Raw genomic sequence first — 25,091 nt, 5'->3', positions numbered from 1 at the left:
TATGCTTTTACATAGCCTATATCATCAATCTTGCTGATCTGTCTGTTCCGCTATCTCGTTAATAATGTCGAGTATTGCTGAAATACCATGACTGCTCTCTTTTACCTCAGCAATTGCAGATGCCATCAACGATAGCTCCTGCTTGAGGGCCTGGATAGACTGTACCGCCTCATCAGGCATCTCTATATCACGTACCTCTTCCTTAGTTACTGCTCCAGTTGCAACAATCTGATCTGTCGCAGCCTGCTTTTGAGCACCCTCTTGTGCCCCATCATCGGTATCATCCAGGTCAACAGAACTGGCCAGATTGGCGTCAGTACGCAGGGGGGGCAGTGTCACGACCTGACCGACGGATGCCATGAGCAGTGATATGAGCAGAGTAACGAATGCTGTGTCCCTGGATTCGATAAATAGAAAAGCATGGAAAACTGTGACAATCGGGAGGATCATCCACAACTGATTTTTAACAGACAGAGGCAGTCCATGACACAATAGCATGGTTTTCCTGTAACCTCTGATCCTGCTGAAATCATCATTCACATAAGTGATGGCACCCTTGAGGTTGGTGGTGGAAAGTGTATTGGCGTTGGCAGGGTAGTCATCTTCCTGTTGTGTAACCGGCCGGTTCTGTTTCATCAATGAAATACCTTTCAAATTGATCTGAGTGTTAACAGAAGCTCTTGGATTGTAGCATGTGCGGCATCTAATAGAACTTATTGGTTATATTGATAAGGTAGCTGATAGTTTTTATGTTTGCCATGAGAATGTGGCTCATGGTTACAAAAATATCTGAATCCGAACGTGGCGCATTCTCGCGACGGCTGAACGAGTTGCTGGATGAGTCCGGTGTGGCGGCTCGTGGTCGGCCCGCGGAGATGCAGCGAATCTGGCGATCAATCAGCGGTGAAACTATCAGTATCACGTCTACACGGAAGTGGCTCACTGGCGAAGCGATGCCGGGAACGACAAAACTGGGTCTTTTGGCCAAGGCTCTCGGCTGCCGAGCCGACTGGTTGCTGGGTGGCGGTGGATCAAAATCTGATACAGATCAAGGGGGGTATCAGGTTTCCGACCATTCCAGCAGTTATCAGGACAAACCAATACGGCAACCTGTTTCAGGCATTGACCGGGCGTTGCTGCGAAGTGTCATTGCGATGGTTGAACGCAACGCAAGGAGTCGTGGACTGACCTTATCGATCACTGAACGAGCTGCAATCATTGCCGGGGTATACAGTGGCTGTGTCGAGGAGGGTTATACCGCGGACACTGTTCCTCAGGGGATGTTTACAGTCGCTTATGAGGCGATCAGGTCATAAAGCTACATCTCAAATGCTTCCTTTGGCTTGGCGCCGCCTCGATGACTCTGCTCTAAAAGGCCCTGCACCTCATCGCGATGTTGTGCTTTCCGATGGTCACCAGGAAAGTGACAATTCATATGCAGGTGGTCAGACTGACACGTTGGGTGGGCTTTCTGAAACCTTCCCCTGGACGCTGTCTGCGTCTACCGCACTGGGTCAGAATGGTCCGGTTCTCTGGCAGCACGGTATGGTGCCTTTCTTCGTCCGGAATCCTGGTTCCTGCGTAACAATCAGGACCATAACATCACCATCAACTCACTTGTTGCGACAGGGCTATCTTAAGTAGCCCTGTCGGGTTGTTCTGATAACTCATTTAAAGCCGCGTCCTTTGGTCGGGATCTTCAGTATGCGGCGCCCCTTCAGGGGTAGCGCTCTGGTAACTTTCGATTCGACGAATCTGATCGGTTTGTCGTCTGCATAGGGGAAAGCACCAGGCTTGAGCAGATCATTGCACATTCGGTCGATCAGTTCCTCGCCCACATCCCACATACAAAAGAAATGCACATATTCCCAGTTAGTCCCGTCGGCATTTTTAACGGTTTCGCTGCACAGGGAGTAGCGGTTGATGATTTCCGCATTCGGCTTCTGGAAAATCAGTGAAACCGCCAGCGGTGTGTGTTGTACGCGGATATCGTAGCCTGCATGGGTTGCTTTGATTTTTTCTTGTACATCCAGTAATTGCTCATGAGCGTACCGTGCCATGCGCTGGCCGTGCATCGCCAGCGTAATCTGTGTGTCGTAGGGTGTGCGGGCGATAAAATCCCATAAGATCAGTGCAGAAAAGCCATTGCGCGAGCCAGCAAAGGTGGTATCCGGCGACCCCACGTATTCCGGATTATCCGGCGGCGCCACCATATATTTGTGCCGGGTCATATAGACACCGGTGGGCCAGGGGGCACCGGGCCACTTATGACCGCTGGTCACAATGGAGTGAATCATCGGGTTGCGGAAGTCAAAGTCCGGCCCCGTGTAGCCATCCAGGCTTTTGAAAAAGTCCTGATAACGCTGCATGCGGGCGGCCATTTTGACGAAGGGCATGTACGAAGCGCCCAGGGCGCCGTCGACATGAATCCAGTACCCGGTCCGAATGTCGATAATCGGTTGCTGGCCCACAGGTACTGGCTCAGCCTTGACCTCGCGCTCCCACAACCCGTACTTCTGCAGGATGGGTTTCAGGCGGCGGCAAACCTCGGGAATATCGTCATATGCCCCTTTGAAGGTGGTACCGTAGTTGAGGCAAAGCAGTATCGGATATCCCCTGGCTGCGAAAAATTCCACCAGGGTAAGCAGCTTGTCAACATCCACAGCCCCCGAACCGCAGGGCAGCATTGCGGTCGGGGCTTCGGAGGGGACTTCTGCTGGCCAGGGTTGCCCCGGAGCCAAGGGGTTATCTTCGGGATACAACCGGTTACCGAGTTCGCCGAAGGTGTCGATCTTTTCAATCTCCATCGCTTTGATGATGGAGTAATGGGTATCCTCCGAATAGAAGGCCACCGGGGTATAGGCGTTGGGACTATCCCCGGATGCGTCGGGTTGGAATTTGTACAGGCTGGTTTCTGTCCGGGTGTTGCCTGTGTCGGTGGTGTATTCGATTTCCTCCTCCAGCAACATGCGGCCTGACAGATAGTCCCGCGCATTGAGCATACCGTACAGATTTCCTTCCGTGCTGCCCATGCTCAGCACGTAACCCCAGTAACTCTCGGGATCTCCCGGCTGAAACCGGCCACTTTTATTGATGGAAGGGCCGATGCTGGGCCAGACGCCGTTCCACAAGGAAGCGAAATAATCCAGCACCATCCGTTCGGAGCATTTGGAGTTGACCGTATAATAGCCGTTTATGAACGGATCGCCGATGTTGTTAAGGCACATATCCAAGTACGGTGCCAGCGTCTCATAGCTGATCCTTTCTTCCACCTGGTAACCCAGAAAACTATTCCGCTGCTTGGTCGCATACTGCAGGACTTGCTCGTCGGCGAACTGCTTTTCCTCCTGGCTGATCCCTGCGGGGGGAATCTCCAGCCACTGAGTCTTTACCGATTCGCTCTCAATCGGAAACGCCTTGTTGGACGCCAGGTAGGCTTCGACTGGATCGCTGCTCGGAGCAGAGATCAGGCCTTTGGCCACATCGGGGACTTGTTCTTCCCAAGGTTTCTGTTTGGGGCCGTACTTGAGAGATGGCTTTTCCTGGCTCATGCATTGCTACCTTCTTGATTAGCTTGTTGCCACATAATCTGGTTCCGTCCCTGATTCTTGGCGAGATAGAGCATTTCATCCGCCGCCTTGATCAGGCTGAGGGGCTCGCTATCTTCCATCGGGATGCAGGTCGCGCAGCCGATGCTGACGGTCACGACCTCGGCGATGGATGACCCGGCGTGGGGAATCGCCAGCGCTTGTACGGCTGCCCGCACCTTTTCCGCCACCCTGCATGCGCCGTCCACATCGGTGTCGGGCAACAGCAGCACGAACTCTTCACCGCCATAACGGGCACAGAGGTCAAAGGGGCGGTTCAGGCAACCACTGATGGCATGGGCCACCCTGCACAGCGCCTCATCGCCCAGCGCGTGGCCATATTGATCGTTGAAGGGTTTGAAATGATCGACGTCGATCAGCGCCATCGCCAGGGTCAACTGATGTCGCATGCCATGGCGCCAGGCTTTGTCGAGGGTTTCGTCGAACTTGCGTCTGTTGCTGATCCCGGTCAGGCCGTCGAGGTTGGCCATCTGTTCCAGCATTTTCCTCCTGTTCTCCAGATTGAGGATATTGCGAACCCGCGCGTTGACGGTGACAGGATGGAAGGGCTTGGTGATATAGTCCAAGGCGCCCAGTATCAGGCCTTTGGCTTCGTCTCCAGGCGAGTCCAGCGCGGAGACGATGATGACAGCGATATCTTTGGTTTTATTGTTGCTCTTGAGCCGCCGCAATACCTCGAAACCGTCCATGTCGGGCATCATCACGTCCAGCAGGATCAGATCGGGGCAGTGCTCCTGCGCTTTCCTCAGCGCCTGGGGGCCGTTCTTGGCCAGCACTACATCCCGCTGATCCGCCAGCAGATCTGTCAGAATCTGCCGGTTAAGCCTTTCGTCGTCTACAATCAGTACCTTTTGGCGTCTGGACGAGCTGGTCATGGGACCACACCGTTTTCTTGTTTGGCCCACTGTTGCCGCAGCTCCTGCAGCTGCACCAGGGCATCCTCGTATTCGACATCTGCGATCAGTTCCTGTATATGCTCTGCGATAGTGCCCAGACCCATCTCCGCGATGGCAGGTGCTATCCGGGAGATCAGGGTTTCGGCTTTGGCACTGTCCGCTTCCAGCGCGGCCTGCAGACCGTCCAGGTGCGCCTCAAGCTCCGCCGGGGACAGTGCCTCCGCTTGTTGTTCGGATATCGGTCTGATCGGCAATGCCTTGAGCGATGTCAGTACGTCGGCCAGGGCTTCTGTGAATGCCGCCAGCGCGCTGTCCGCTGCGGCGTTCTGGTTGGCATTCTGGTCGCGGGTCAACTGCTCCAGTTGCTCCGCGGCTGTGCCCAGAGCGTTGGCACCCAGATAGCGCGCAGCGGATTTGATGGAGTGCGCACTGAGACAGACCTCCGCCCAGTTGCCCGCCGCCAGCTCGGCTTCCAGCCGTGGAGCGATATCCTTGTATTCGCGATGAAAGTCGCCCAGAAGCCGCAGGTACATCTCCACCCGGCCGCCCAGTCGGGACATCGCCTGCTCCGTATCAATGCCCGGCAGGTCGGGAATCCCGGTCGGAGGTGTGTCTCCTGCCAGGGGAGCCGCAGTCAGTTTCGGCGCTGGCTGTTGCTTATCCGGTCTGCCCCAGCGCAACAGCATCGCATGCAGCTCTTCGGCGAACAACGGTTTGGAAAGGTGGTCGTTCATGCCAGCTTCCACGCTGCGCTGTCGATCTTCCTCCATTGCCTGGGCGGTCATCGCAATGATGGGCAGGTCGGCAAACCGTGCTTCCTGGCGGATCTTCGCGGTGGCGGTCAGGCCATCCATGATTGGCATCTGGATATCCATCAGGACCACGTCATAGGTGTTACTCATCATCTTGTCCACGGCCTGCTGCCCGTTATTGGCCACATCGACCACCGCCTTGACATCGGCGAGAAACTCTCTGGCGATCTGCAGATTGATGGCATTATCCTCTACCAGCAGTACCCTGCAGCCAGCCAGAGAGGCCAGTTCCTCGTCAGACGGGCCTTGGCGACCCTGTGCATCCCGCATGCCGGTGCGGCGATCGACCCCGAATATCTCGGCTAGTGTATCCTGCAGGAGGGATTCGTTGACGGGTTTGAGCAGGAAACCGTCCAGCCCCGCTTCCCTGGCCGCCTTGAATACCTCTTCCCGGCCATAGCCGGTTACCATCAGGATGGATGGCATGCGCTGCAACGCGTCCTGCCGTTTGATCCAGTCCGCGACCTGGAGCCCGTCCATTTCGGGCATCCTCCAGTCCGTGAGCAACAGATCATAGGAATCGTTGACCTGACTGGCTTCCCATAGCCGCTCCACGGCTTTGGCGCCATTCTCCACCTGATCCACACGCCAACCCATCCGTGTCAGCATGGCAGTCAGAATCTCTCGAACGCTGTGGTTGTCATCCGCGACCAATACGCGCTTGCTGACGAACAGCGGTTGGTGTTCTGCGGTCGCAGCCCTGCTCTCGGCCGGAACGCCAAGCTGGACCGTGAAGTGGAATCGGCTGCCGATGCCCGCCTCGCTTTCGGCCCAGATGCGCCCGCCCATCAGCTCGGACAACTGCTTGCAAATAGCCAGTCCAAGGCCGGTTCCCCCGTATTTGCGGGTAATGGACTCGTCCGCCTGGGCGAAGGACTGGAACAGACCGCTGGTCTGTTCCGGCGTCATCCCGATACCGGAATCGATGACCGAAAACTGCAGTTCCACCCGGTCGCCCAGATTCTGGCCACGGGATACCCTGACGACGATCTCTCCCTGCTCGGTGAACTTGACGGCATTGCTGGCAAGGTTGATCAGAATCTGCCCGAGACGCAACGGATCGCCCATCAGTGTTCTGGGAACATCGCATTGGATGTCGAACACCAGTTCGATGCTTTTCGCTTCAGTGCGCAGCGTGATGATATCAGACAGGCTGTTGAAGACCTCGTCGAGATCGAACCGAATATTTTCCAGTGTCAGCTTACCCGCCTCGATCTTGGAGAAGTCGAGGATATCGTTGATGATGCCCAGCAAAGCATTGGCCGAACCGCGCACCTTTTCCAGATAGTCGCGCTGTTTATCGGTCAACTCCGTGCGCAGAGCCAGTTGCGTCATACCGATAATGGCATTCATCGGGGTGCGGATCTCGTGGCTCATCCGGGCCAGGAAATCGGATTTGGCGCGGTTGGCCCTGTTGGCCTCTTTAGTGGCGACAGCTAACTGTTCGGTCCGCTGGACGACCTGCCCTTCCAGATCCTGCTGATAATGGCGGATATCCGTCGCCATTTGGGTGAAGGTGCGTGCCATCAAGCCCATTTCATCGTTGCGCTTGACCGGCAGCGGGGTTGAATTCGCCTCCATCAGGTTGTAATCGCCCTGTCCGATCCGCTCGGAGGCGGTAACGAACGTCTTGATGGGAGTGATTACTTTTTTGCGCAGCACGAGATAGAGCATCAGCAGTTCCAGGATCAGGGAAATGATGCTGAGCACCAGAATGAATTCTGCGGTGCTACGGGCACTTGAGGCCAGGAGGGACTTGGGAAAAACAGTCACGAACAGCCAGTCCGGCCCCTGAATACGCGACACGGCCAGGAAGGCGTTGTTCGTCTTATCGTTGATGATATGGGTATTGTCGTCAATGGTCAGAGCGGTCTTGATCTGGTGGTACATCGCCGAGAGCGAGGCGTCATCTATTTCCGAGATGCTCAATACACCGAGAGCTTGTGCCAGTTCCTGTTCCTTGTCGGGGTGAGCGATTAAACGACCGTCGTCGCGGATGATGAAATTATGGGCACCGTCGAGACGGTCGTTGAACACCCGGTCGAACAGGTCATTGAGTAAGACGTCGTGGCCCAGGGTGATCAGATGTTGACCGTCGACATCGACCGGGGTTTCACTGGACACCATCCATTCGTCGGCGGTCGGGTCGTAGTAAAGCCCGGTCCAGATAGTCTCGCGACCGGGGTTGTGCTGCCTGTCGGCAATGTACATCCACTCCTCCAGCCTCATATCCAGATCCGCAGCGGCTTGCAGCCCCCATGGCAAGCCTGGCCAGTAGACGATATTGACATTCTCCGGCATGTGGATATAAAGATTGGCGAATCGATGTGTGTAGGTGATGCCATACCGGTCCAGCATCCGATAGGCCAGGACCAGACGGGAGCGGAAGGAGGCATCCTCTGTTGGCGCACCCCGACCGATAAAGCCGGACACAGAATCGCTGATGATGCCATCTACCCCTTGCTCGCCGTAAAACAGCCGGGGCAGGGTGCGGGTACTGCCGTCTGGAAGGGTTTCGAAATAGCGCTCGAAATCGCTGTGGATACTGTGTCGCGCTGCTGGCCAGGCCTGCAGGAACACCTCTTTCAAGGTTTGATGATTGTCCTTCGCCAGTAGGAAGGTGGCGCTCTCTTTCTGAGCTCGCTCGACGATGTATTTGCTCAGCTTGTCGGCGGTTTGCTCTTCCAGGGTCGTGATGATATGCCAGTAACTGAGAAGGGTGACGGCGATCACTACCAAGGTGATGCGGAGCCCCATCTGGATAATGGTGGAAACCGCGAGGGAGCGATTACTCGTCTGCTTTGCAACCATACTTTTCACAGCTGTCTGCTCCTTGACCACGCTCAAACAGTTACAGAATGTAACCCAAAAGCCTGTGCAAGCCCTGAGGAATGCCGGGCTGATACCAATACATACAGGTCAGAACAGGCGCCGCTGACCCGCTCGCGCCAAGGGCCTCGCCAGTTTGGCTGGCTCTTCACTGGTGCAGATGGTTCAGATGGTTCAGATGGTTCAGTCATTATTGACGCAATGCTGATGCATTGTGAAGTGGGATTTCATTGATTTTCATGTCGTCAAATGACGATCAGGGTCGTGTCAGCATTTACCGGAAGCTGATGAGTTGAACGGAACGTGCGAAGGGATCATGTGATCCCTTCAGTTACAAATGGATAGTTACAAACGGAATCTGGATATCAGTGCTTTCAGCTCTGCCGCCATTCTTGACATCGACTCACCGGCAGCAACAGATTGCCTGATATTGTCCGCCGTTTGTGCGGCAACATCATTGATATTATGCAAACTCTTGTTGATATCATGTGATACATGGGTCTGCTCCTCCGTTGCACTGGCAATCTGCTGGGCTCTTTCATCGATATAGGAGATTGCCTCTGTAATACTGTGCAGGTGGCTGCCCACCTCTAATGCATGTGTGACACTCTCCTCTGAGCGGTTACGACTGTTCGACTTTGCTTGTGCCTCCATTCACGGCTTCAGTGGCAAGCCGCGAGCCATCGGCTGACTGCTGGGTATTGGCTGCCACCTCTTCCAGTGTGGCTGTCATCTCATTCATGGCGACGGCTGAGGCGTTGATCTCCTCTGTCTGCTGCTCCATTGCGCGGCTTGCCAGGCTATTTGTCTGTGCCAGCTCTGTCGCTGTAGAGGCGACCTGATCGGCATAGTGGCAGATGAAAAAGGGCAGGGTTCAGGATGGGTTCTTCATCACTGACCCTGCCAAGGAGACCCTGCAATTCATCACGACTATGCATTTGCTTGAGAGTCATCAAGTAAATAGCAACTTAATTTGCAGGTGGCCAGAACAACAGAGATCACCTGTAGCTCCTTGATTATTATCAAGGTTGTTGGCCCGTTGTGTAATATGACTTTATTGATTTCTGTGTCGTCAAATGATGACTGAGGAGTAGGTCTATATCGGGATTAAGTTCATCAATTCGGACATCCCTGTCCTGACATTTATCAGAACTCGTCCCATTCATTGTTGGTGGCACGTGTCACTTGCCGTCCTGGTTTTGAGGCGTTTGTAAGGTGTGTAGGCAGTTCCATTCGTGAGCGGGAACGGGCAGGTTGACGAGTCGGGGGCTGCTTAACGCTATCCATACCGGTGGTGAAAAATTCCATACGCTGCTGCAGGCTCTTGCCTTGTTCATCCAGTGATTCGCTGGAGGCTGCAGCCTGTTCGACCAGTGCGGCGTTTTGCTGGGTCATTTCATCCATCTGGCTGACCGCCTGATTGACCTGTTCGATGCCTGTGCTCTGTTGGATACTCGCTGCAGCGATCTCGGATACTATGTCTCCGACCTTCTGGGCTCCGTCGACAATGGCTTCCAGCGTACGACCGGACTCATTGACCAGTGTAGAGCCTTCACTGACTTTTTCCGCACTGTCATTGATCAGTGCCTTGATCTCCTTAGCCGCGGCGGCTGAGCGCTGAGCCAGATTCCTCACCTCTGAGGCCACAACGGCAAAACCACGTCCCTGGTCGCCGGCTCGTGCCGCTTCCACGGCCGCGTTGAGCGCCAGCAGGTTGGTCTGAAAAGCAATCTCATCGATCACGCCGATAATATCCGCTACCTTTTTGCTGGAGCTACTGATCGCAGCCATGGCGTCAATCGCTTTGCGGATGACCGCACCGCCCTGTTCCGCTTTTTCACGGGCACTGGTGGCCAGATGATTGGCCTCCCGCGCGTTATCGGCATTGTGCCGGACGGTGGTGGTCAGCTCTTCCATGCTGGATGCAGTCTGCTGCAGCGACGAAGCCTGCTCCTCGGTGCGCTGACTCAGGTCCATATTGCCACGGGAAATCTCCGCTGCCGCCGCGGAGATGCTGACAGCCGATTCGGTGATATCCTGCACAATATCGGAGATGGCATTAACCGTATCGTTGATCGCCGTCTGCAACTGGGCAAATTCACCTTCGTATTCACCTTCCATCTGCCGGGTCAGGTCGCCTTCGGCCATGGCGTTCATGACAACTGCTGTCGACTTAAGTACCTCTTCAACGGTCAGTTGCAAGAGTTTTTGCTCAGTGATATCGGTGGCGAACTTGACTACCTTATAAGGTTTGCCGTCGATCCCCAGGATGGCGTTATACCCCGCCTGCAACCAGACCTCCTTACCGCCCTTGCCGATGCGCCGGAACTGACCCACCTCGGATTCACCGCGATTCAGCTTGGCCCAGAAGGCTGCGTAGTCGGGGCTGGATGCAAATTCTGGTGGAGCAAACATTCGATGATGATTACCAACTACTTCCGAGCGTGTATAGCCTACTGCTTGCAGAAAATTTTCGTTAACATTGATGATATTGCCTTCCATATCAAAGGTGATTACGCCCATGACCAGATCCATGGCAGCAGTCACACCCTGAACCTCATGCTGCAGTGCTGCGGCTTCTGCCGCTTTCGCCTTGGCTTCGGTGATATCGGACCACTCGAGTGAATTACCGATGTAATTGCCCTGAGCATCCATCGTTGCAGTCACATTCAGGCGGAACTGCAGGGGACCCACCTTGATTTCTGTTGTGTAAGGTAAGTTGTTTGGGTTACTGAGCATCTGCCGTTGGTGCGCTGGGTTTTTATGGAAAGCGTCGATATTGCCGCCAACCAACTTGTCGACATCAAAGCCTGGGAATACCTCTTTCAGGATGCCCTGATGGGGACGCAGCATTTTGAGGGTGGCATCGTTGACATAGGTGATAGTGAAATCACGATCGATCATCATGATGCAGGTCATCGCACCCTGAATCGCACCGGTCAGGCGCGCGACATCCTGCTCCTTCTGGCGTAACTCGGTCACATCGGACCATTCCAGCGTATTGCCGATATAGTTGCCTTCGGCGTCCATAGCTGCTGTTACGTTCAGTCTGAATGTCAACGGCCCAACAGAGATATCAGTGGAGTAAGGCAGGTTATTCGGGTCACTCAATAGCTTGCGTTGATGCGCCGGATTTTTGTGAAAAACATCAATATTGGCGCCGATCAGCGTGTCCACTGAGAAGCCGGGATAGATCTGCGCAAAGGTGGCTTCATGCTCTGACAGCATATCCAGTGTCGCCCGATTGGCATAGATGATCGTGAAATCACGATCAACCATCATGATTGCAGTCATGGCACCGTCGACGGCCGAACGCACCCGAACCAGATCTTTGTTATCCTGTGTGTCTGTCATACCAGTTCCCATGCAATTAATAAGGTTATGTGCGATTGTTCAGCATTATCTAATGTTGAGGAATGGTATTAAATAAGCGTTCATTGATTTTTGTGTCGTCAAAAGATGATGGGGTGGTCGGCTGTTATCGAATCATCTTCCGATGAAACCAAGACGTTACCAACACCGCTTTCCAGCATTTTCAGTTCATGGCATTCAAACCACTAGAACAGCTCAATCTCTCCGACATCAAGACTCTGCTGCGAAACTGTTTTATGTTCGATCTGTTGTACTTTTGACTTCAACTCCGCAGTCAGTACAGTCCCTCTGACTACCATTTCCCGACAAATGTCATTGTTGCCTGTATCCTTTCGTATCTGCTGCAATTCACTCAGTAACTGCACCAGTTCCTCCATCGTTTCAAGACGGCGTTGTATATGCTGGCTGAGTTGGGTACACATATCCTCGAACTGCAATGAGGTTATTGCCTGGCCGACCAACTGTGATATCCGATGACTGATATCGCCAGTCTGGGCGATGACACTGTCGGTCCGCTGGTTGAGTTGAGTCATCGCGGAGGTCATTATGCTGACTCTTTCTCTGCTTTCGAGGGCGGCATCGGTATCCGTCGTCACAACCTTGCTGACCACTCTAATCGCATCTTCCAGCGCTTGTTTTACACTTGTCGTCAGTTCGGTGATCTGATCGCTGAAGGTGTCGGATTTTTTTGACAGCTTGCGCACTTCATCGGCAACGACGGCAAACCCACGACCTGCTTCTCCGGCCCTGGCCGCTTCGATGGCTGCGTTCAACGACAGGAGGTTGGTCTGGGCAGCTATCTCCTTGACATCATCCAGCAGAGATATGACACCATCCATTTTCTGTGTCATATCGCTCAGTTTTCCCATAAGCATCTGGCTGTCTTTCGAAGTTTTCAGCGTGGTATCGATGAAAAATGCCAGCAAGGACTCAGTTTCGGCAATAAAACCGGACAGTGTCTGCTCCTGATGGTCATGATCGATCAAACCTCTCAATAGTCTGTCTTCGGTATCGGTTTGTTCGTTAACACCCTGAAAGCTGGCTGTCAATTGAGTGATGGCATCACGGAGCAGGTGCATAATCTGCTGGTTTTCTTCGCCGGTTGATACCAACTGATTCTTCAGCTCGCTGCAGGCTTCCCGGCATAAGGCCTCTATATCGGCATCCAGCGCTTCATCTTTGTGCTCTGCTTTTTCCTGCTGTTCGGGCACAGAAGGTGATCGGTTGAGAAGATACCCGATACTCGCGGGCGGCAGCACCAGCAACAAGCCGACGAAACCGATTTGCCAGAAAGCCACTGCAGCGGCAGTGATGGTGATTATCCCGAAGATGGCATTCTTGAATATAACTTTTTTTTCCATGAATTTACGGTTTCCAACTCTATGTTGAGCACCCGGCATACCGGTGAGGGTGCGGTATCAATTTTGCCTGCTATGTGCCATTAAATATGATGCGATTTCACTCAGTGGATAAACCTCATCGACCGCGCCAGCCTTGATTGCCGCGCTGGGCATTCCCCAGACCACACTGGTGCGTTCGTCCTGAGCCAGGTTCACGGCTCCGGCATGTTTCATCCGCAACATACCCTGAGCACCATCTTCTCCCATACCGGTCAGCATCACACCGATGGCGTTGGCTCCCACCTGCTCTGCTACAGATCGAAACAGGACGTCTACGGAGGGCTTGTGCCGAAAGACAGGGGCCCCGTCATCCAATTGACAGTAATATCGTGCACCGCTGCGCCGCACCAGCAGATGGCGGTCGCCCGGTGCGATGTACACATGCCCGGGTAGAATCTGGGCGCCGTCTTCTGCCTGGCGTACTTCCATTGCGGTCAGACCATTGATCCGTTTTGCAAAAGCCTCACTGAATGCCCCCGGTATGTGCTGGGTGATGACGATACCCGGGGCATCAGATGGCAGGGAACTCAGCACCTGGCGGATCGCTTCAACTCCACCGGTGGAGGCACCGATCGCAACGATTTTTTCTGTTGTTCTCAAACCAGTCAGCATAGGGCGACTGATAACCTGTGTTGCAATCCCTGGTGTTGCAACCCTTGTCGTGTCACGGATGGGACTGGAAGTGGATGACCTGGCAGCAGCCTTGACGCTGGCACAGATGTCATCAGCAAAATCCACCAGAGTATTGGCCAGGTTCTGTTTCGGCTTGGCCACGAAATCAAATGCGCCCAGCTCCAGAGCATCCAGCGTCGCCTGGGCTCCCTGCTCAGTCAGGGTCGATACCATCACGACTGGCATCGGTCGCAATCGCATCAGGTTGCGCAGAAACGTCAGGCCATCCATACGCGGCATTTCGATATCCAGTGTGATCACGTCCGGGTTGAACCGTTTGATCTTCTCGCGTGCCAGATAAGGATCAGCAGCAGTGGCAACCACTTCTATGTCCGGGTCTGCATTAAGCAACTCAGTCAGGAGTTGCCGTACCAGTGCGGAGTCATCTACGACAATTACAGACACTTTTCCGGTCTTATCTGCCTTCATATTCAGAACAGCTCTACATCGCCATACAAGGGACGACGCGACAGCTCGCTTCGGTAAGCACGCTCACGCTTGACCAGTGTATCGTTCGGCACCGAGTGTAAGCGTTTGACCCGCATGCGCCCGGAAACAGGTGAGTACATCACCTTGCGAGCACAGTGGTCACCAAGATCCGTGGCTTCCAGTTGCAACTGTTCGATCTCAATGTATTGCAGTGCAAATTCGATATTACGCCGTCCGACATCACTCATATGAGTAATGACCCGACCGCCACCGGTCAGCTTCACTTCAAGGTTTTTTTTGTGTCCACCGTGCTTGATGATCTCGTTTATCAACTGCTCCATGGCATGGTTGCCATAACGGGTAGCCATATCCATTGATGCAAACCCAGCACCATCACTTTTCAGTGGCAGCATGAAGTGATTCATCCCCCCAATGCCGGTCTCAACATCACGAATACAGGCCGAGACACAGGAGCCGAGAGTTGTGGTCACCATTTCAAAAGGACTGGCACCGATATAAATCTCTCCTGGCAGGATCTTGGCGGCCCAGCAGGCATGCATGGGATCCCAGTAGCGATTTATATGTCCAAAGCCATGCATACAGGCCGGTTGTGGGGGGCGCTCCATGATCATGACGGCACCTGCCGATACGTTGTCTGGCCCACAGGGATGAAGCGGTCGGTGGTTTTAAATATTGATTCTGAATGGCCGACAAACAGATAACCTTGCGGAGTCAGTATTTCGGCGTAGCGGTCGAACAGTCGGGCCTGGGTCGGTTTGTCGAAATAGATCATCACATTGCGACAGAAAATTGCATCAAAAGGTCCCTTCATTGGCCAATTCTGCAACAGGTTAAGCCGTTTGAACGAGATCATGTCGCCCAGCTCTGGTCTTACCCGCACCTGTCCTGCATGTGCTCCTTTTCCACGCAGAAACCAACGCTTCTTGCGTGCATCCGACAGTGTCTCGATCCTGTCTTCGCTGTAAACGCCAACCTGTCCATGTGCAACGACTTCGGCATTCAGGTCGGTGGCCAGAATCCGGATATCCCATTGCTCTACATCAGGGATCGCTTCACGCAGGGCGATGGCAATACTGTAGGGTTCTTCGCCGCTGGAACAGCCTGCAGACCAGATTCGAATACGTCTGCTGCGCGCATTTTTAACCAGCAGCTCCGGTACAATTGTTCCGCTCAGGTAATCGAAATGGTGGTTCTCGCGGAAAAATGCGGTGAGGTTGGTGGTAATCGCATTGATCAGGAATTCCTGCTCCTCTGCGTAGCCTTGCACAAGGGCGGAGCAGTAGGCATCAAAGCTGCCACCAAACTGCCGCCTGACCCGCTTGCTCAGGCGCCCATATACCATATCCTTTTTTGTGTCTGCCAGATTGATGCCGGTATGAGCGGTGGCAAAGGTGCGGATCTGGCGGAAATGCTCGTCAGAAAAGACGAACTCCCGCCTGTGGTCGCTTACACTTCGAGGCTTTCCCACTTCAGTCGAGTCTGCCATTAATTCAGCCATCCCAGCCCTGGCATTCATCAGAACTCATCCCACTCATCACTGGTGACACGTGCCGCTTGCCGTTCTGGTCTGGTGGTGGCTGTGCGTCGAGCGGGTTCTGCCACCCGTGAGCGAACTTGGGCTGGCTGGCGGCGCGATGGGGGCTGTGGAACACTTTCCATCCCGGTAGTAAAGAACTCCATTCGCTGCTGCAGGTTTTTGCCCTGCTCATCCAGTGATTCACTGGAGGCCGCTGCTTGTTCGACCAATGCGGCGTTCTGCTGGGTCATCTCATCCATCTGACTGACCGCCTGATTGATCTGCTCGATACCAGTGGTCTGTTGGACACTTGCGGCAGCGATTTCTGACACGATGTCCCCAACTTTTGTGGCCCCGTCGACAATCGCTTCCAGTGTACGACCAGACTCATTGACCAGTGCTGAGCCTTCGCTGACTTTTTCCACACTGTCACTGATCAGTGCTTTGATCTCTTTGGCGGCCGCAGCGGAGCGCTGAGCCAGATTCCTTACCTCGGCGGCCACCACGGCAAAGCCGCGCCCCTGGTCACCGGCTCGTGCTGCTTCCACGGCCGCGTTGAGCGCCAGCAAGTTGGTCTGAAAAGCGATCTCATCAATCACACCGATAATGTCAGCCACCTGCTTGCTCGAGCCGCTGATTGCGGCCATGGCGTCGATCGCCTTGCGGATTACTTCGCCGCCCTGTTCAGCTTTTTCACGGGCACCGGCGGCCAGTTGATTGGCTTCGCGCGCGTTATCAGAATTGTGCTTGACGGTGGTGGTCAGCTCTTCCATGCTGGAAGCCGTTTGTTGCAGCGAAGAAGCTTGTTCCTCGGTCCGTCGACTCAGGTCCATATTGCCACGGGAGATCTCCGCAGCCGCCGAGGAGATACTGACTGCCGACTCGGTGATATCCTGCACGATCTCGGAGATGGCATTAACGGTTTCATTGATCGCCGTTTGCAGCTGAGCAAATTCTCCTTCGTATTCACCCTCCATCTGTCGGGTCAGATCTCCTTCTGCCATGGCGTTCATCACAACGGATGTCGACTTAAGCACTTTTTCAACTGTCAGTTGCAGCTGTTTTTGTTCAGTTATATCAGAGGCATATTTGACCACTTTAAATGGCTTGCCGTTCGGATCAAAAATCGGGTTGTAACTGGCTTGCAGCCAGATCTCCTTGCCACCCTTGCCGAAGCGCAGGTATTCCCCGGCATCAAATTCACCACGACTCAACTTGGCCCAAAAGGCGTGGTACTCCGGTGTGTTGGCAAATTCGCCGGCGAAGATCCTATGATGCTGTCCCACGACATCATTGTGACTGTAACCCGTTGCGCTCAGGAAGTTGTCGTTAGCGTCGATGATGGTGCCATCCAGATTGAAACTGATCACGGCCATCGCTTTGTCTATGGCCTCAAGCTGGCCTTCAACATCAGCTTGGCGAAGTTTCTCTGCGGAAATATTCGTTGCAAACTTGACCACTTTGAAGGGTTTGCCGTCTGCACCGAACACTGGGTTGTAACTGGCCTGCAGCCAGATCTCCTTGCCAGCTTTGCCGATACGCTTGTACTGCCCGGCATCGAACTCACCGCGGTTCAGCTTGGCCCAGAAGGCCGTATATTCAGGACTTTCAGCCAGGCCAGGTGGTGCGAATATGCGGTGGTGATTGCCGATCACCTCATCTCGGTTATAGCCCACGATATTCAGGAAATTATCGTTGATCTCAATAATATTACCTTTCATATCAAAAGAAATGACCCCCATAACCCGATCCATGGCCGCAGCTACGCCTTCTATTTCGGCCTGAAGCGCCTGCCTTTCAGCCGCCTTCGTTTTGGCTTCGGTGATATCCGACCACTCAAGGGCGTTGCCGATATAGTTGCCTTCATCATCGATGGTTGCAGTGACATTCAGCCGGAACTGCAGAGGCCCGACTTTGATCTCAGTTGAATAAGGCAGGTTGTCTGGCTTGCTGAGCATCTGTCGTTGGTGTGCTGGGTTTTTGTGGAAGGTGTCGATATTGGAACCCACCAGTTTGTCGACATCAAACCCCCGAAAAGCCTCTTTCAGGACCTCCTGATGCGGCCGGAGCATGGTGACCGTTGCATCGTTCACATAGGTAATGACAAAGTCCCGATCGATCATCATAATCGCGGTCATCGCGCCATTGATTGCGCCGGTCAGTCGCGCAACATCTTGTTGCTTCTGGCGCACTTCGGTCACATCGGCCCATTCCAGCGCATTGCCGATATAGTTGCCTTCGTCATCCATGGTTGCCGTAACATTGAGTCGGAACTTTAATGGCCCGACAGAGATATCGGTAGAGAAGGGGAGATTGTTCGGGTCGCTGAGCAGTTTGCGCTGGTGTGCCGGGTTTTTGTGGAAAATATCGATATTGCTGCCGACCAGTGTGTCCACTGAAAAGCCGGGATAGATCTGTGCAAAGGTGGCTTCATGCTCAGACATCATATCCAGTGTTGAGCGGTTGGCGTAGATGATCGTAAAATCACGATCAACCATCATGATAGCTGTCATGGCACCATCGACCGCTGAACGGACCCGAACCAGATCTTTATTATCCTGTGTTGCCGCCATATTCGTCACTTCCGTCATTCCAGTGGGCCCATAGGCACCCAGCATCAACGTTTTAACTGCATTCAGTGTGTTCGCCCAGGCCTTGCCGATATCAGCGCTCCAGAGTGCACCGGCTCGCTGTTCAAGTACGCTCAGCAGGCTGTTGGCCACCTTGTCGTAGTCATCCTCACCGACACCGTAACCCTGGTGTCTGGCGCCGAGTCCTTGCAGGTAGTCACTCAGTACATCCGGCTTGCGCAGGTTCTGTACCAGCAGTTTCAGCGCCGCGAGCAGTTTCTTGCGCTGTGCAGTGGGGGAGATGTTGTCAAACAGCGGCTCCAGCTCCGGATAATGTTTGAACAGATGGGTATAGAAGTCCGCTACAATCGCTTCACCCTGATCGGCCAGCGCGGCAAAGCTTTCCTCGATCAGGTCGGTATCCGTCTTCCCGGCCTGAGGTGGGCCGTTTTCGGAGGAGGCTTTTTTATTGGTGGCTTTCCGCTGCGGCGCACTTTCCTGTTGTGGTGCGTTTTGCCGTTGTTGCGTGCTTTGCTCAGAAGCTTCTGCCGTAGCATCGTCTTCAGCCAGCCATGCCAGCGGATCATTACCCAGAGAACCTTTATCAGCCATGCTCACTCCTCCTGTCCATTGTGCTCAAATCAACGACCTCAGCCATGTTCTGTTCTCCTGCCAATAACATCTGCTGCGAGTGAGAGGTAATCCTCGGCACCAGCACTGTTCAATCTGTAATCCAGAATCGTTTTGCCATAGCTTGGGCACTCGGCCAGCAGCACGCTTTCGCGTATCGAAGTTGCAAATACGCGATCGGGGAAATATTTCAGCATGCGCTGGCGTACCTCTCCGGCCAGTTTGCGCCTTTTCTGCATCCGCGTTGATACCAACCAGGTGTCGACACGATAGCCGGAGAGGTCTTCCGCACGCTTGAGGATCTGCATCATTCTGGATAGCCCCTGCAATGACAGATAATCGGACGCGACCGGTATGATCAGTTCCTGTGCGGCAAACATCGCATTGATCCCCAACAGACCGGATGAGGGCGGACAGTCGATCAACACAAAGTCGTATCCGGTCAGCAAGGATTGCTCTATCGCCTTGCGTAACCTGTGCCCACGCTGCACGCCGCCCTGCTTCAACTGCTCAACATTACCGAGGAGATTGCCGGCCACTACCAGATCAAGGCGTTTACGCGCTTCCACCTTGACCTCATCGATGAGGGCGCCATTCAGCAGCACTTCATCCATACCGGGTCTGAGGTTATCAACCCCCAGACTGACAGCAGCTTGCCCCTGTGGGTCCAGATCCAGTACGGCAACACGTTTACCGGAATGAGCCAGCGCATGCCCCAGATTCACGGTGGTGGTGGTTTTACCCACCCCGCCTTTCTGATTCATGATGGCGATGGTTCTGACGCTCATAGGCTCTCCTTAAACATAGTCCTCAACCTATCCGTTCGGAGCTGAGCATTTTGTCGATATCGAGCAGCAGTAACATGCCGTCACCGTTATCGACGATGCCGCTGATATAGTCAGTACAGACAACATTGCCAAAGTCGGGAGAGGCTTTAGTCTCGCCTGGCGGCACATCCTGGACATCAGACACCGCATCCACGACGATGCCGACAATGCGCTGACCGTCGTCCTGCAGCACTCTCAGTACAACGACTACGGTGGTGTTGCAGTATTCTACAAAGGGCATACCGAGAAACAGGCGCAGATCGACAATGGGTACCACAATGCCTCTGAGGTTCAATACACCACATACATGCTCAGGTGACCGGGGAATTTTCGTGACAGGCTGCCAGCCCTTGATCTCCTGAACCCTCAGGATGTCCACGCCGTAGTGCTCTTCTCCCAGTTCGAAGGTCAGATACTGGAGATTATTTCCATCTTTAACATTGACTGCATTCAGCATCTTATCGACCTCATGTTCTGCCATGCCCACCATCACGCCACCCGGAATTCAGTTGGGTTATCTGCTCGTGATGATCCTCTGTACATCGTGACCAGGCCTGCCACATCCAGAATCAGGGCCACACTGCCGTCGCCGAGAATGGTCGCGCCGGACAGTCCCATGACATTGCGGTAGTTGGTTTCAAGACTCTTGATAACGATCTGTTGTTGTGACTGCAGATCGTCGACCAGCAGGCCGACTTTGCTGTTATTGCTCTCCACGACCACCAACAGACCGCCCTCCAACTGTTCTGAGTTTGGCTTCAGACCGAACACCTCATACAGTCTGATCAGGGGGATATACTCATCGCGGAAAAGGTAGAGCTCACCCTTACCAGCCACTTTGTTGGTCGTTTTACCCTTGATGACCACCGACTCCACGATGGAGAGCAGCGGTACGATATAACGCTGGTCTGCAACCTCGATAATCTGTCCATCCATGATCGCCAGTGTCAGTGGCAGACGAATAGTGAAGCGGGAGCCTTTGCCCGGCTCTGACTTCACCTCGATAGAGCCACCCAGAGCGTGGATGTTTTTCTTCACAACATCCATACCCACACCACGCCCGGAAATATCGCTCACAACGTCAGCGGTGGAGAATCCGGGCATAAAGATCAGTTCATGTATTTTTTCCGGTGACAGCACTTCGTGCTCACTGACTAAACCGCGTTCTTTTGCTTTTTCAAGGATTTTTGGTTCATTCAGACCCGCGCCGTCATCTTCGATGTCAATGACGATGTTGCCACCCTGATGGTAGGCGTTAAGATGCAGGAGGCCGGTGGCTGGCTTGCCTGCTGCAATCCGCCTTTCCGCTGTTTCCAGGCCGTGGTCCAGTGAGTTTCTGACCAGATGTGTCAGCGGATCACCGATCTTCTCCATTACGGTTTTATCCAGCTCGGTTTGTGCGCCGCTCAGCTTAAGCTCGACTTTTTTGCCCAGTTTGGCGCTGAGATCGCGTACCAGCCTCGGGAAACGGTTGAACGCAAAGCTGATCGGGATCATTCTGATCAGCATGATCCCTTCCTGCAGCTCACGGGTGTGTCGTGCCAACTGCTCCAGCCCATCCAACAGAGAAGGCAAACGCTCGGGCACAAACTCTTCGCCCATCTGGCTCAGCATCGATTGCGTGATCACCAGCTCTCCGACCAGATTGATCAGTGAGTCCACTTTGACGGTGTCGACCCTGATGGACGCCATATGTCGTTCAGTGGTTGCGGTTGTTGCAGAGCCGGCGGTTGTGTTTTTCCCGACAGGTGCGCTGCTGTTGGTTACGTTATTCTCTGTGAGATCAGCCGCGATCTCGTTTTCAGCGCGTTCCTCAGAGCTGTCTTTCGGTGACGCCAGCGCTGTTGGCTCTGTGTCGTCATGTGTCGACAAGGGGGCGATCGTCAGTTCGCAATCCCCTTCGACCCACTCGAAAATTTCCGTGATCGCAGACTGTTCAACCGACGCTTTCAGTTCGATTACCCACTGCAGATAGCAGGCTTCAGGATCAAGGTCAGGAAAGGGCGGCAGTTGGCTGTCATTCAGCGTGACGGAGATGTCACCCAGGTCGCTCAGTTCGTAAAAAAGACGGACCGGGTCATTACCTGTCTGCAGCATTTCGGCATGGGGAGTAAAGGTGATCTTCCATCCGGCTGCAGGCTCCTTATCTGTTGCCTGCTCGGCGGTAGAGTCTGGGGCAGCAGTTGCAACAGGTAAGTTACCCTTGTTCAGCAAGGCCTGAAGGGCATCAGCAACCTCTTTAATCCGCTCATCATCCAGATCCTGCGATGCCCGCACAGCGTTCAGCATCTCCCGGAGCAGATCAACTGCCTGCAGGCAGACCGTCATCGCTTCACGTGTGACCAGGCGTTTGCCGTTGCGCATCTCATCCAGTAGCGTTTCCAGATGATGTGTGAAGTCCGAGACCGCCATGAAGCCGAAGGTGCCAGCGCCACCCTTGATGGAGTGAGCGGCCCTGAAAATGGTATTGATCGTCTCCAGGTCTGGCTGGCCTTCCTCCAGATCAAGCAGACCCATCTCCATTGCATCGAGGCCTTCAAAGCTCTCCTCGAAAAAAACCTGATGGAATTGTGAGATATCGATGCTCATATCTTTTGACCACCCGCAGTCATCATCTTCAGCGCAACACTTTGTTGACGGTTGCCAGCAGTTGATCCGGATTGAAAGGTTTTACCAGCCACCCGGTGGCGCCAGCTGCACGACCTTCCTGTTTCTTTTCCGCTCCGGCTTCTGTGGTCAGCACTAATATTGGTGTGAAACGAAATGCCGCCAGTTTGCGCAGCTCCCGCGTCAGTGTCAGACCATCCATCGTCGGCATATTGACATCGGTCAGAACCAGGTCGAATGACTGTCGCTGGGCGATATCCAGCGCCTGTTTACCATCCGAGGCTTCAGTGACGTTGTGACCAGCACCTTTGAGTGTGAGTGCAACCATCTGACGTATTGAGGTTGCGTCGTCCACAGCCAGAATTTTTGCCATCGCATTTAGCTCCTGAAATGACTTTTTTATGAAAGAAGAGTATGTAGAGAGTCTTCAACCAGCCCGTTTGTAGAATTCCGGTATGCCCAGAATATTGACGGCATCACGCAAGGCCGGGGTCGGTTCGGACCAGTGCAGTTCGATGCCTTTCGCTGACGCATCGCGCTGAAAGCCGTACAGTAATTGCATCCCGGCAGCGTCAACCTGATTCAGCCCGCTGATATCGATTCTGATGGCTGATCTGACAGCCAAGCTATGCTCCCAGGCATCCGATAGCTGTGAGTGAAAAACAGCCGCCTGTGCGATGCCAAGCACTTCTCCACAGCTGATCTCTGTCTGGTTTGATGCCATCCCAATTTCCCTCTGGTCTGTTGTGTGAGGCACAGGTACTGATTGTCAGGCAGTTCTGGGTATTTCCTTGACCATTATCCAGTGTAGAGAAAGCGCACGAAATATGCGTTTATTGATTTTCATGTCATCAAAAGATGACGGGGTGGTAGGCTGTTATCGAACTTCTTTCATTCAGGTGTCAGTGCACTCACAGTTGCCAGTTCGGATAATCAGGGTTGAGTTGGAGCTGGTCGGTCATCAGCAGCGCTATGTCTTCTGCCGGCAGGGGCTTGCTGAAATAGAAGCCCTGCACCTCATCACAGTCCTGAGAGAGTAAAAAGTCGAGTTGCTCATGGGTTTCCACCCCTTCGGCGACCACCTTCAATCCCAGATTGTGGCCGATTGCAACAATCGCTTGCACAATCGCCATATCTTTTGGCTCGTCGGGAATGGTGCAGATAAAAGAGCGATCCACTTTCAGGCAGTCCAGCGGAAACTCCTTGAGATAGCTCAAGGATGAGTAACCTGTGCCAAAATCATCTACCGCCAACCGCACACCGAGCTTTTTCAGATCGCTCAGTGCATGCAGCACATGCCGTATATCGTGCATCAGCATACCCTCGGTCAGCTCAATCTCCAGAAGCTCCGGTTTCAAACCGGTTTCTGACAATGCCTTGCCAATGGATTGTGCGATATTTGCATCAGCAAACTGCCGAGGTGACAGGTTAATGGCAACCGGCATGCTGACCCCCAGCTCATCCTGCCAATGTTTGAGCTGACGGCAGGCCTGATAGAGCACCCATTCACCCAGTGGCACGATACTGCCACTCTTTTCTGTGATCGGTATGAACTCTACCGGTGAAACAGCCCCCATCTCCGCGCTTGTCCAGCGTAGCAGGGCTTCCACGCCACAAACTCGGCCAGTGGCCAGCTCCACTTTGGGTTGATAAACCAATGAAAATCCTTCGCAGTCAGCTCTTACTGCACGCCAGAGCAGGCTTTCCAGCTCCAGCCTGCGGTGGGCATCCGCATCCATCTCAGAGGAAAAGTAGTGATAGCTGTTGCGCTTCAGTCTAGCCTGGTGCATGGCGATCTCAGCATTGCGCATCAGGCCATCTGCATCCAGCTTGTCCACTGGAAGCAGTGAGATACCGATACTGCAACTGACCATCACCTCGTCTGCACCAATCAACAAGGGTTTTAACACCGCATCCAGTAAATTCAGAGCAATGCCGTCAATAGCGTGTATACGCTCCAGGTTTTCCAGCAGCAGCGCGAACTTGCCTCCGCCAAGGCTGGCGAGGGTGTGTTTCTGGCACACGGCAGCATTCAGCCTCTCTGCAGTCTGTTTCAGGATTTCATCACCGGCCTCACTGCCCAGTGCTTCATTGATCAGTTTGAAGTTATCCAGTGCTACGAACATCACGACGAGTTGTTGGTCCTCAGCTCTGGACCGGTCCACCGCAGTCATCAACTGCTCACGAAACAGTGTGCGATTGGGTAGAGAGGTGAGAGGATCAAAATAGGTCTGTTGTATCAGTTGTGATTCATAACGCTTGATCTCAGCCATATCCCGGCCGATAAACAGCAGATAGGTGGCGTTATGGATTTCATCATGGCTGACGGCGCAGGTGCAGCTGACATCCATGTGCCTGCCATCGGCACGGCAGATGGACAGGTGTATGTCAGTGATGACCTGTTCCTGGGAGAGGCGATGCAGCAGTTCTTTGATCTGGCGTTGATCGACACAGAGCTCGCTGATGTTTGTGCACAGTAAATTATCCCTGGTCTGTCCCGATGCCCGCGTCACGGCCAGATTGAGATCAAGAATATTGCCCTGAGTATCAGTGGCCAGCATAAAGTCAGGGCTGGCGTCCAGAAGAGCATGAAAGACTCGCTCTACAGAGTCCGGGAGAGATGCCTTTACTTGATTGTCAGTGTCGTACATCGATCTATCCCTCGCCTATCCAACAGACGTCCACAACAGCGATAAGCCGCCAATCAACAGTGTTATCAGTAATACGGCAGCACAGAAATAAAGCGCCAGACGCTTCAGCAGCATTCGTTTTCTCATGGATGTCCTCGGATTCAGCATCACCGGACTCCGGATAACCCCGGAACCTCTTGTCTAAGGTTAAAGATCGCTTATCTTCATCACCATGACTATCGGGAATATCTTCTTTTAGATGTCGTCCTCTC

Annotated in this window: 19 protein-coding genes; 1 reads left to right on the top strand and 18 read right to left on the bottom strand. The window is 53.8% G+C overall.

Annotated elements, in window-relative coordinates; translation table 11 throughout:
* Positions 1-24: 24 nt before the first annotated feature.
* A complete protein-coding gene (locus ACK3CJ_RS20970; RefSeq protein WP_409524138.1) occupies positions 25-636 on the bottom strand; it encodes a hypothetical protein in 612 nt (203 codons plus the stop codon).
* Between the two features lie 137 nt (positions 637-773).
* Between ACK3CJ_RS20970 and ACK3CJ_RS20965 the strand changes: the two genes are divergently transcribed.
* The gene (locus tag ACK3CJ_RS20965) at positions 774-1,316 is read left to right on the top strand and encodes a hypothetical protein (RefSeq protein ID WP_409524137.1); all 543 of its coding nucleotides are present in this window, start codon (positions 774-776) and stop codon (positions 1,314-1,316) included.
* Positions 1,317-1,667: 351 nt separating this feature from the next.
* Here the strand turns inward: ACK3CJ_RS20965 and ACK3CJ_RS20960 are convergent, their stop codons facing one another.
* From ACK3CJ_RS20960 to ACK3CJ_RS20880, 17 genes are all read right to left on the bottom strand, one after another.
* A complete protein-coding gene (locus ACK3CJ_RS20960; RefSeq protein ID WP_409524136.1) occupies positions 1,668-3,551 on the bottom strand; it encodes a hypothetical protein in 1,884 nt (627 codons plus the stop codon).
* Complete coding sequence (locus tag ACK3CJ_RS20955; protein WP_409524135.1) at positions 3,548-4,483, bottom strand: diguanylate cyclase domain-containing protein; 936 nt, start codon at positions 4,481-4,483, stop codon at positions 3,548-3,550. Before ACK3CJ_RS20955 ends, ACK3CJ_RS20960 begins: the two co-directional genes overlap by 4 nt.
* The gene (locus ACK3CJ_RS20950; protein WP_409526634.1) at positions 4,480-8,127 is read right to left on the bottom strand and encodes a hybrid sensor histidine kinase/response regulator; all 3,648 of its coding nucleotides are present in this window, start codon (positions 8,125-8,127) and stop codon (positions 4,480-4,482) included. The genes ACK3CJ_RS20955 and ACK3CJ_RS20950 overlap by 4 nt, the downstream gene beginning before the upstream one ends.
* Before the next feature lie 363 nt (positions 8,128-8,490).
* Positions 8,491-8,799 (bottom strand): hypothetical protein, encoded by a 309-nt coding sequence (locus ACK3CJ_RS20945; RefSeq protein WP_409524134.1) that lies wholly within the window; start codon positions 8,797-8,799, stop codon positions 8,491-8,493.
* Entirely contained in the window at positions 8,768-8,929 is a 162-nt protein-coding gene (locus ACK3CJ_RS20940; RefSeq protein WP_409524133.1) for a hypothetical protein, read from the bottom strand. The genes ACK3CJ_RS20945 and ACK3CJ_RS20940 overlap by 32 nt, the downstream gene beginning before the upstream one ends.
* Before the next feature lie 362 nt (positions 8,930-9,291).
* The gene (locus ACK3CJ_RS20935; RefSeq protein ID WP_409524132.1) at positions 9,292-11,499 is read right to left on the bottom strand and encodes a methyl-accepting chemotaxis protein; all 2,208 of its coding nucleotides are present in this window, start codon (positions 11,497-11,499) and stop codon (positions 9,292-9,294) included.
* 203 nt (positions 11,500-11,702) lie between these two features.
* Positions 11,703-12,878, bottom strand: coding sequence for a methyl-accepting chemotaxis protein (locus tag ACK3CJ_RS20930; RefSeq protein ID WP_409524131.1), 1,176 nt, complete (start codon positions 12,876-12,878; stop codon positions 11,703-11,705).
* A 57-nt stretch (positions 12,879-12,935) separates the two neighbouring features.
* Entirely contained in the window at positions 12,936-14,018 is a 1,083-nt protein-coding gene (locus ACK3CJ_RS20925) for a protein-glutamate methylesterase/protein-glutamine glutaminase (protein ID WP_409524130.1), read from the bottom strand.
* A 2-nt stretch (positions 14,019-14,020) separates the two neighbouring features.
* Positions 14,021-14,650: a chemoreceptor glutamine deamidase CheD gene (locus ACK3CJ_RS20920; RefSeq protein WP_409524129.1), complete on the bottom strand. Its 630-nt coding sequence runs from the start codon at positions 14,648-14,650 to the stop codon at positions 14,021-14,023.
* A complete protein-coding gene (locus ACK3CJ_RS20915) occupies positions 14,647-15,555 on the bottom strand; it encodes a CheR family methyltransferase (protein ID WP_409524128.1) in 909 nt (302 codons plus the stop codon). Before ACK3CJ_RS20915 ends, ACK3CJ_RS20920 begins: the two co-directional genes overlap by 4 nt.
* Complete coding sequence (locus ACK3CJ_RS20910; protein ID WP_409524127.1) at positions 15,555-18,737, bottom strand: methyl-accepting chemotaxis protein; 3,183 nt, start codon at positions 18,735-18,737, stop codon at positions 15,555-15,557. The genes ACK3CJ_RS20915 and ACK3CJ_RS20910 overlap by 1 nt, the downstream gene beginning before the upstream one ends.
* Positions 18,738-18,775: 38 nt before the next feature.
* Positions 18,776-19,543, bottom strand: coding sequence for a ParA family protein (locus ACK3CJ_RS20905; protein ID WP_409524126.1), 768 nt, complete (start codon positions 19,541-19,543; stop codon positions 18,776-18,778).
* A 22-nt stretch (positions 19,544-19,565) separates the two neighbouring features.
* A complete protein-coding gene (locus ACK3CJ_RS20900; RefSeq protein ID WP_409524125.1) occupies positions 19,566-20,063 on the bottom strand; it encodes a chemotaxis protein CheW in 498 nt (165 codons plus the stop codon).
* Between the two features lie 8 nt (positions 20,064-20,071).
* Positions 20,072-22,171 carry a chemotaxis protein CheA gene (locus ACK3CJ_RS20895; RefSeq protein ID WP_409524124.1) on the bottom strand — a complete coding sequence of 700 codons (2,100 nt, stop codon included), beginning with the start codon at positions 22,169-22,171 and terminating at the stop codon, positions 20,072-20,074.
* Positions 22,172-22,199: 28 nt separating this feature from the next.
* Positions 22,200-22,562, bottom strand: coding sequence for a response regulator (locus tag ACK3CJ_RS20890; protein WP_409524123.1), 363 nt, complete (start codon positions 22,560-22,562; stop codon positions 22,200-22,202).
* A 54-nt stretch (positions 22,563-22,616) separates the two neighbouring features.
* Complete coding sequence (locus ACK3CJ_RS20885) at positions 22,617-22,913, bottom strand: STAS domain-containing protein (protein ID WP_409524122.1); 297 nt, start codon at positions 22,911-22,913, stop codon at positions 22,617-22,619.
* 187 nt (positions 22,914-23,100) lie between these two features.
* A complete protein-coding gene (locus tag ACK3CJ_RS20880; RefSeq protein ID WP_409524121.1) occupies positions 23,101-24,840 on the bottom strand; it encodes a putative bifunctional diguanylate cyclase/phosphodiesterase in 1,740 nt (579 codons plus the stop codon).
* Positions 24,841-25,091: the final 251 nt, after the last annotated feature.

This window comes from Nitrincola salilacus, from assembly GCF_046271865.1.
GTDB classification, from domain to species: Bacteria; Pseudomonadota; Gammaproteobacteria; order Pseudomonadales; family Balneatricaceae; genus Nitrincola; species Nitrincola salilacus.
This window is presented reverse-complemented; position numbering and strand designations above follow the sequence as displayed.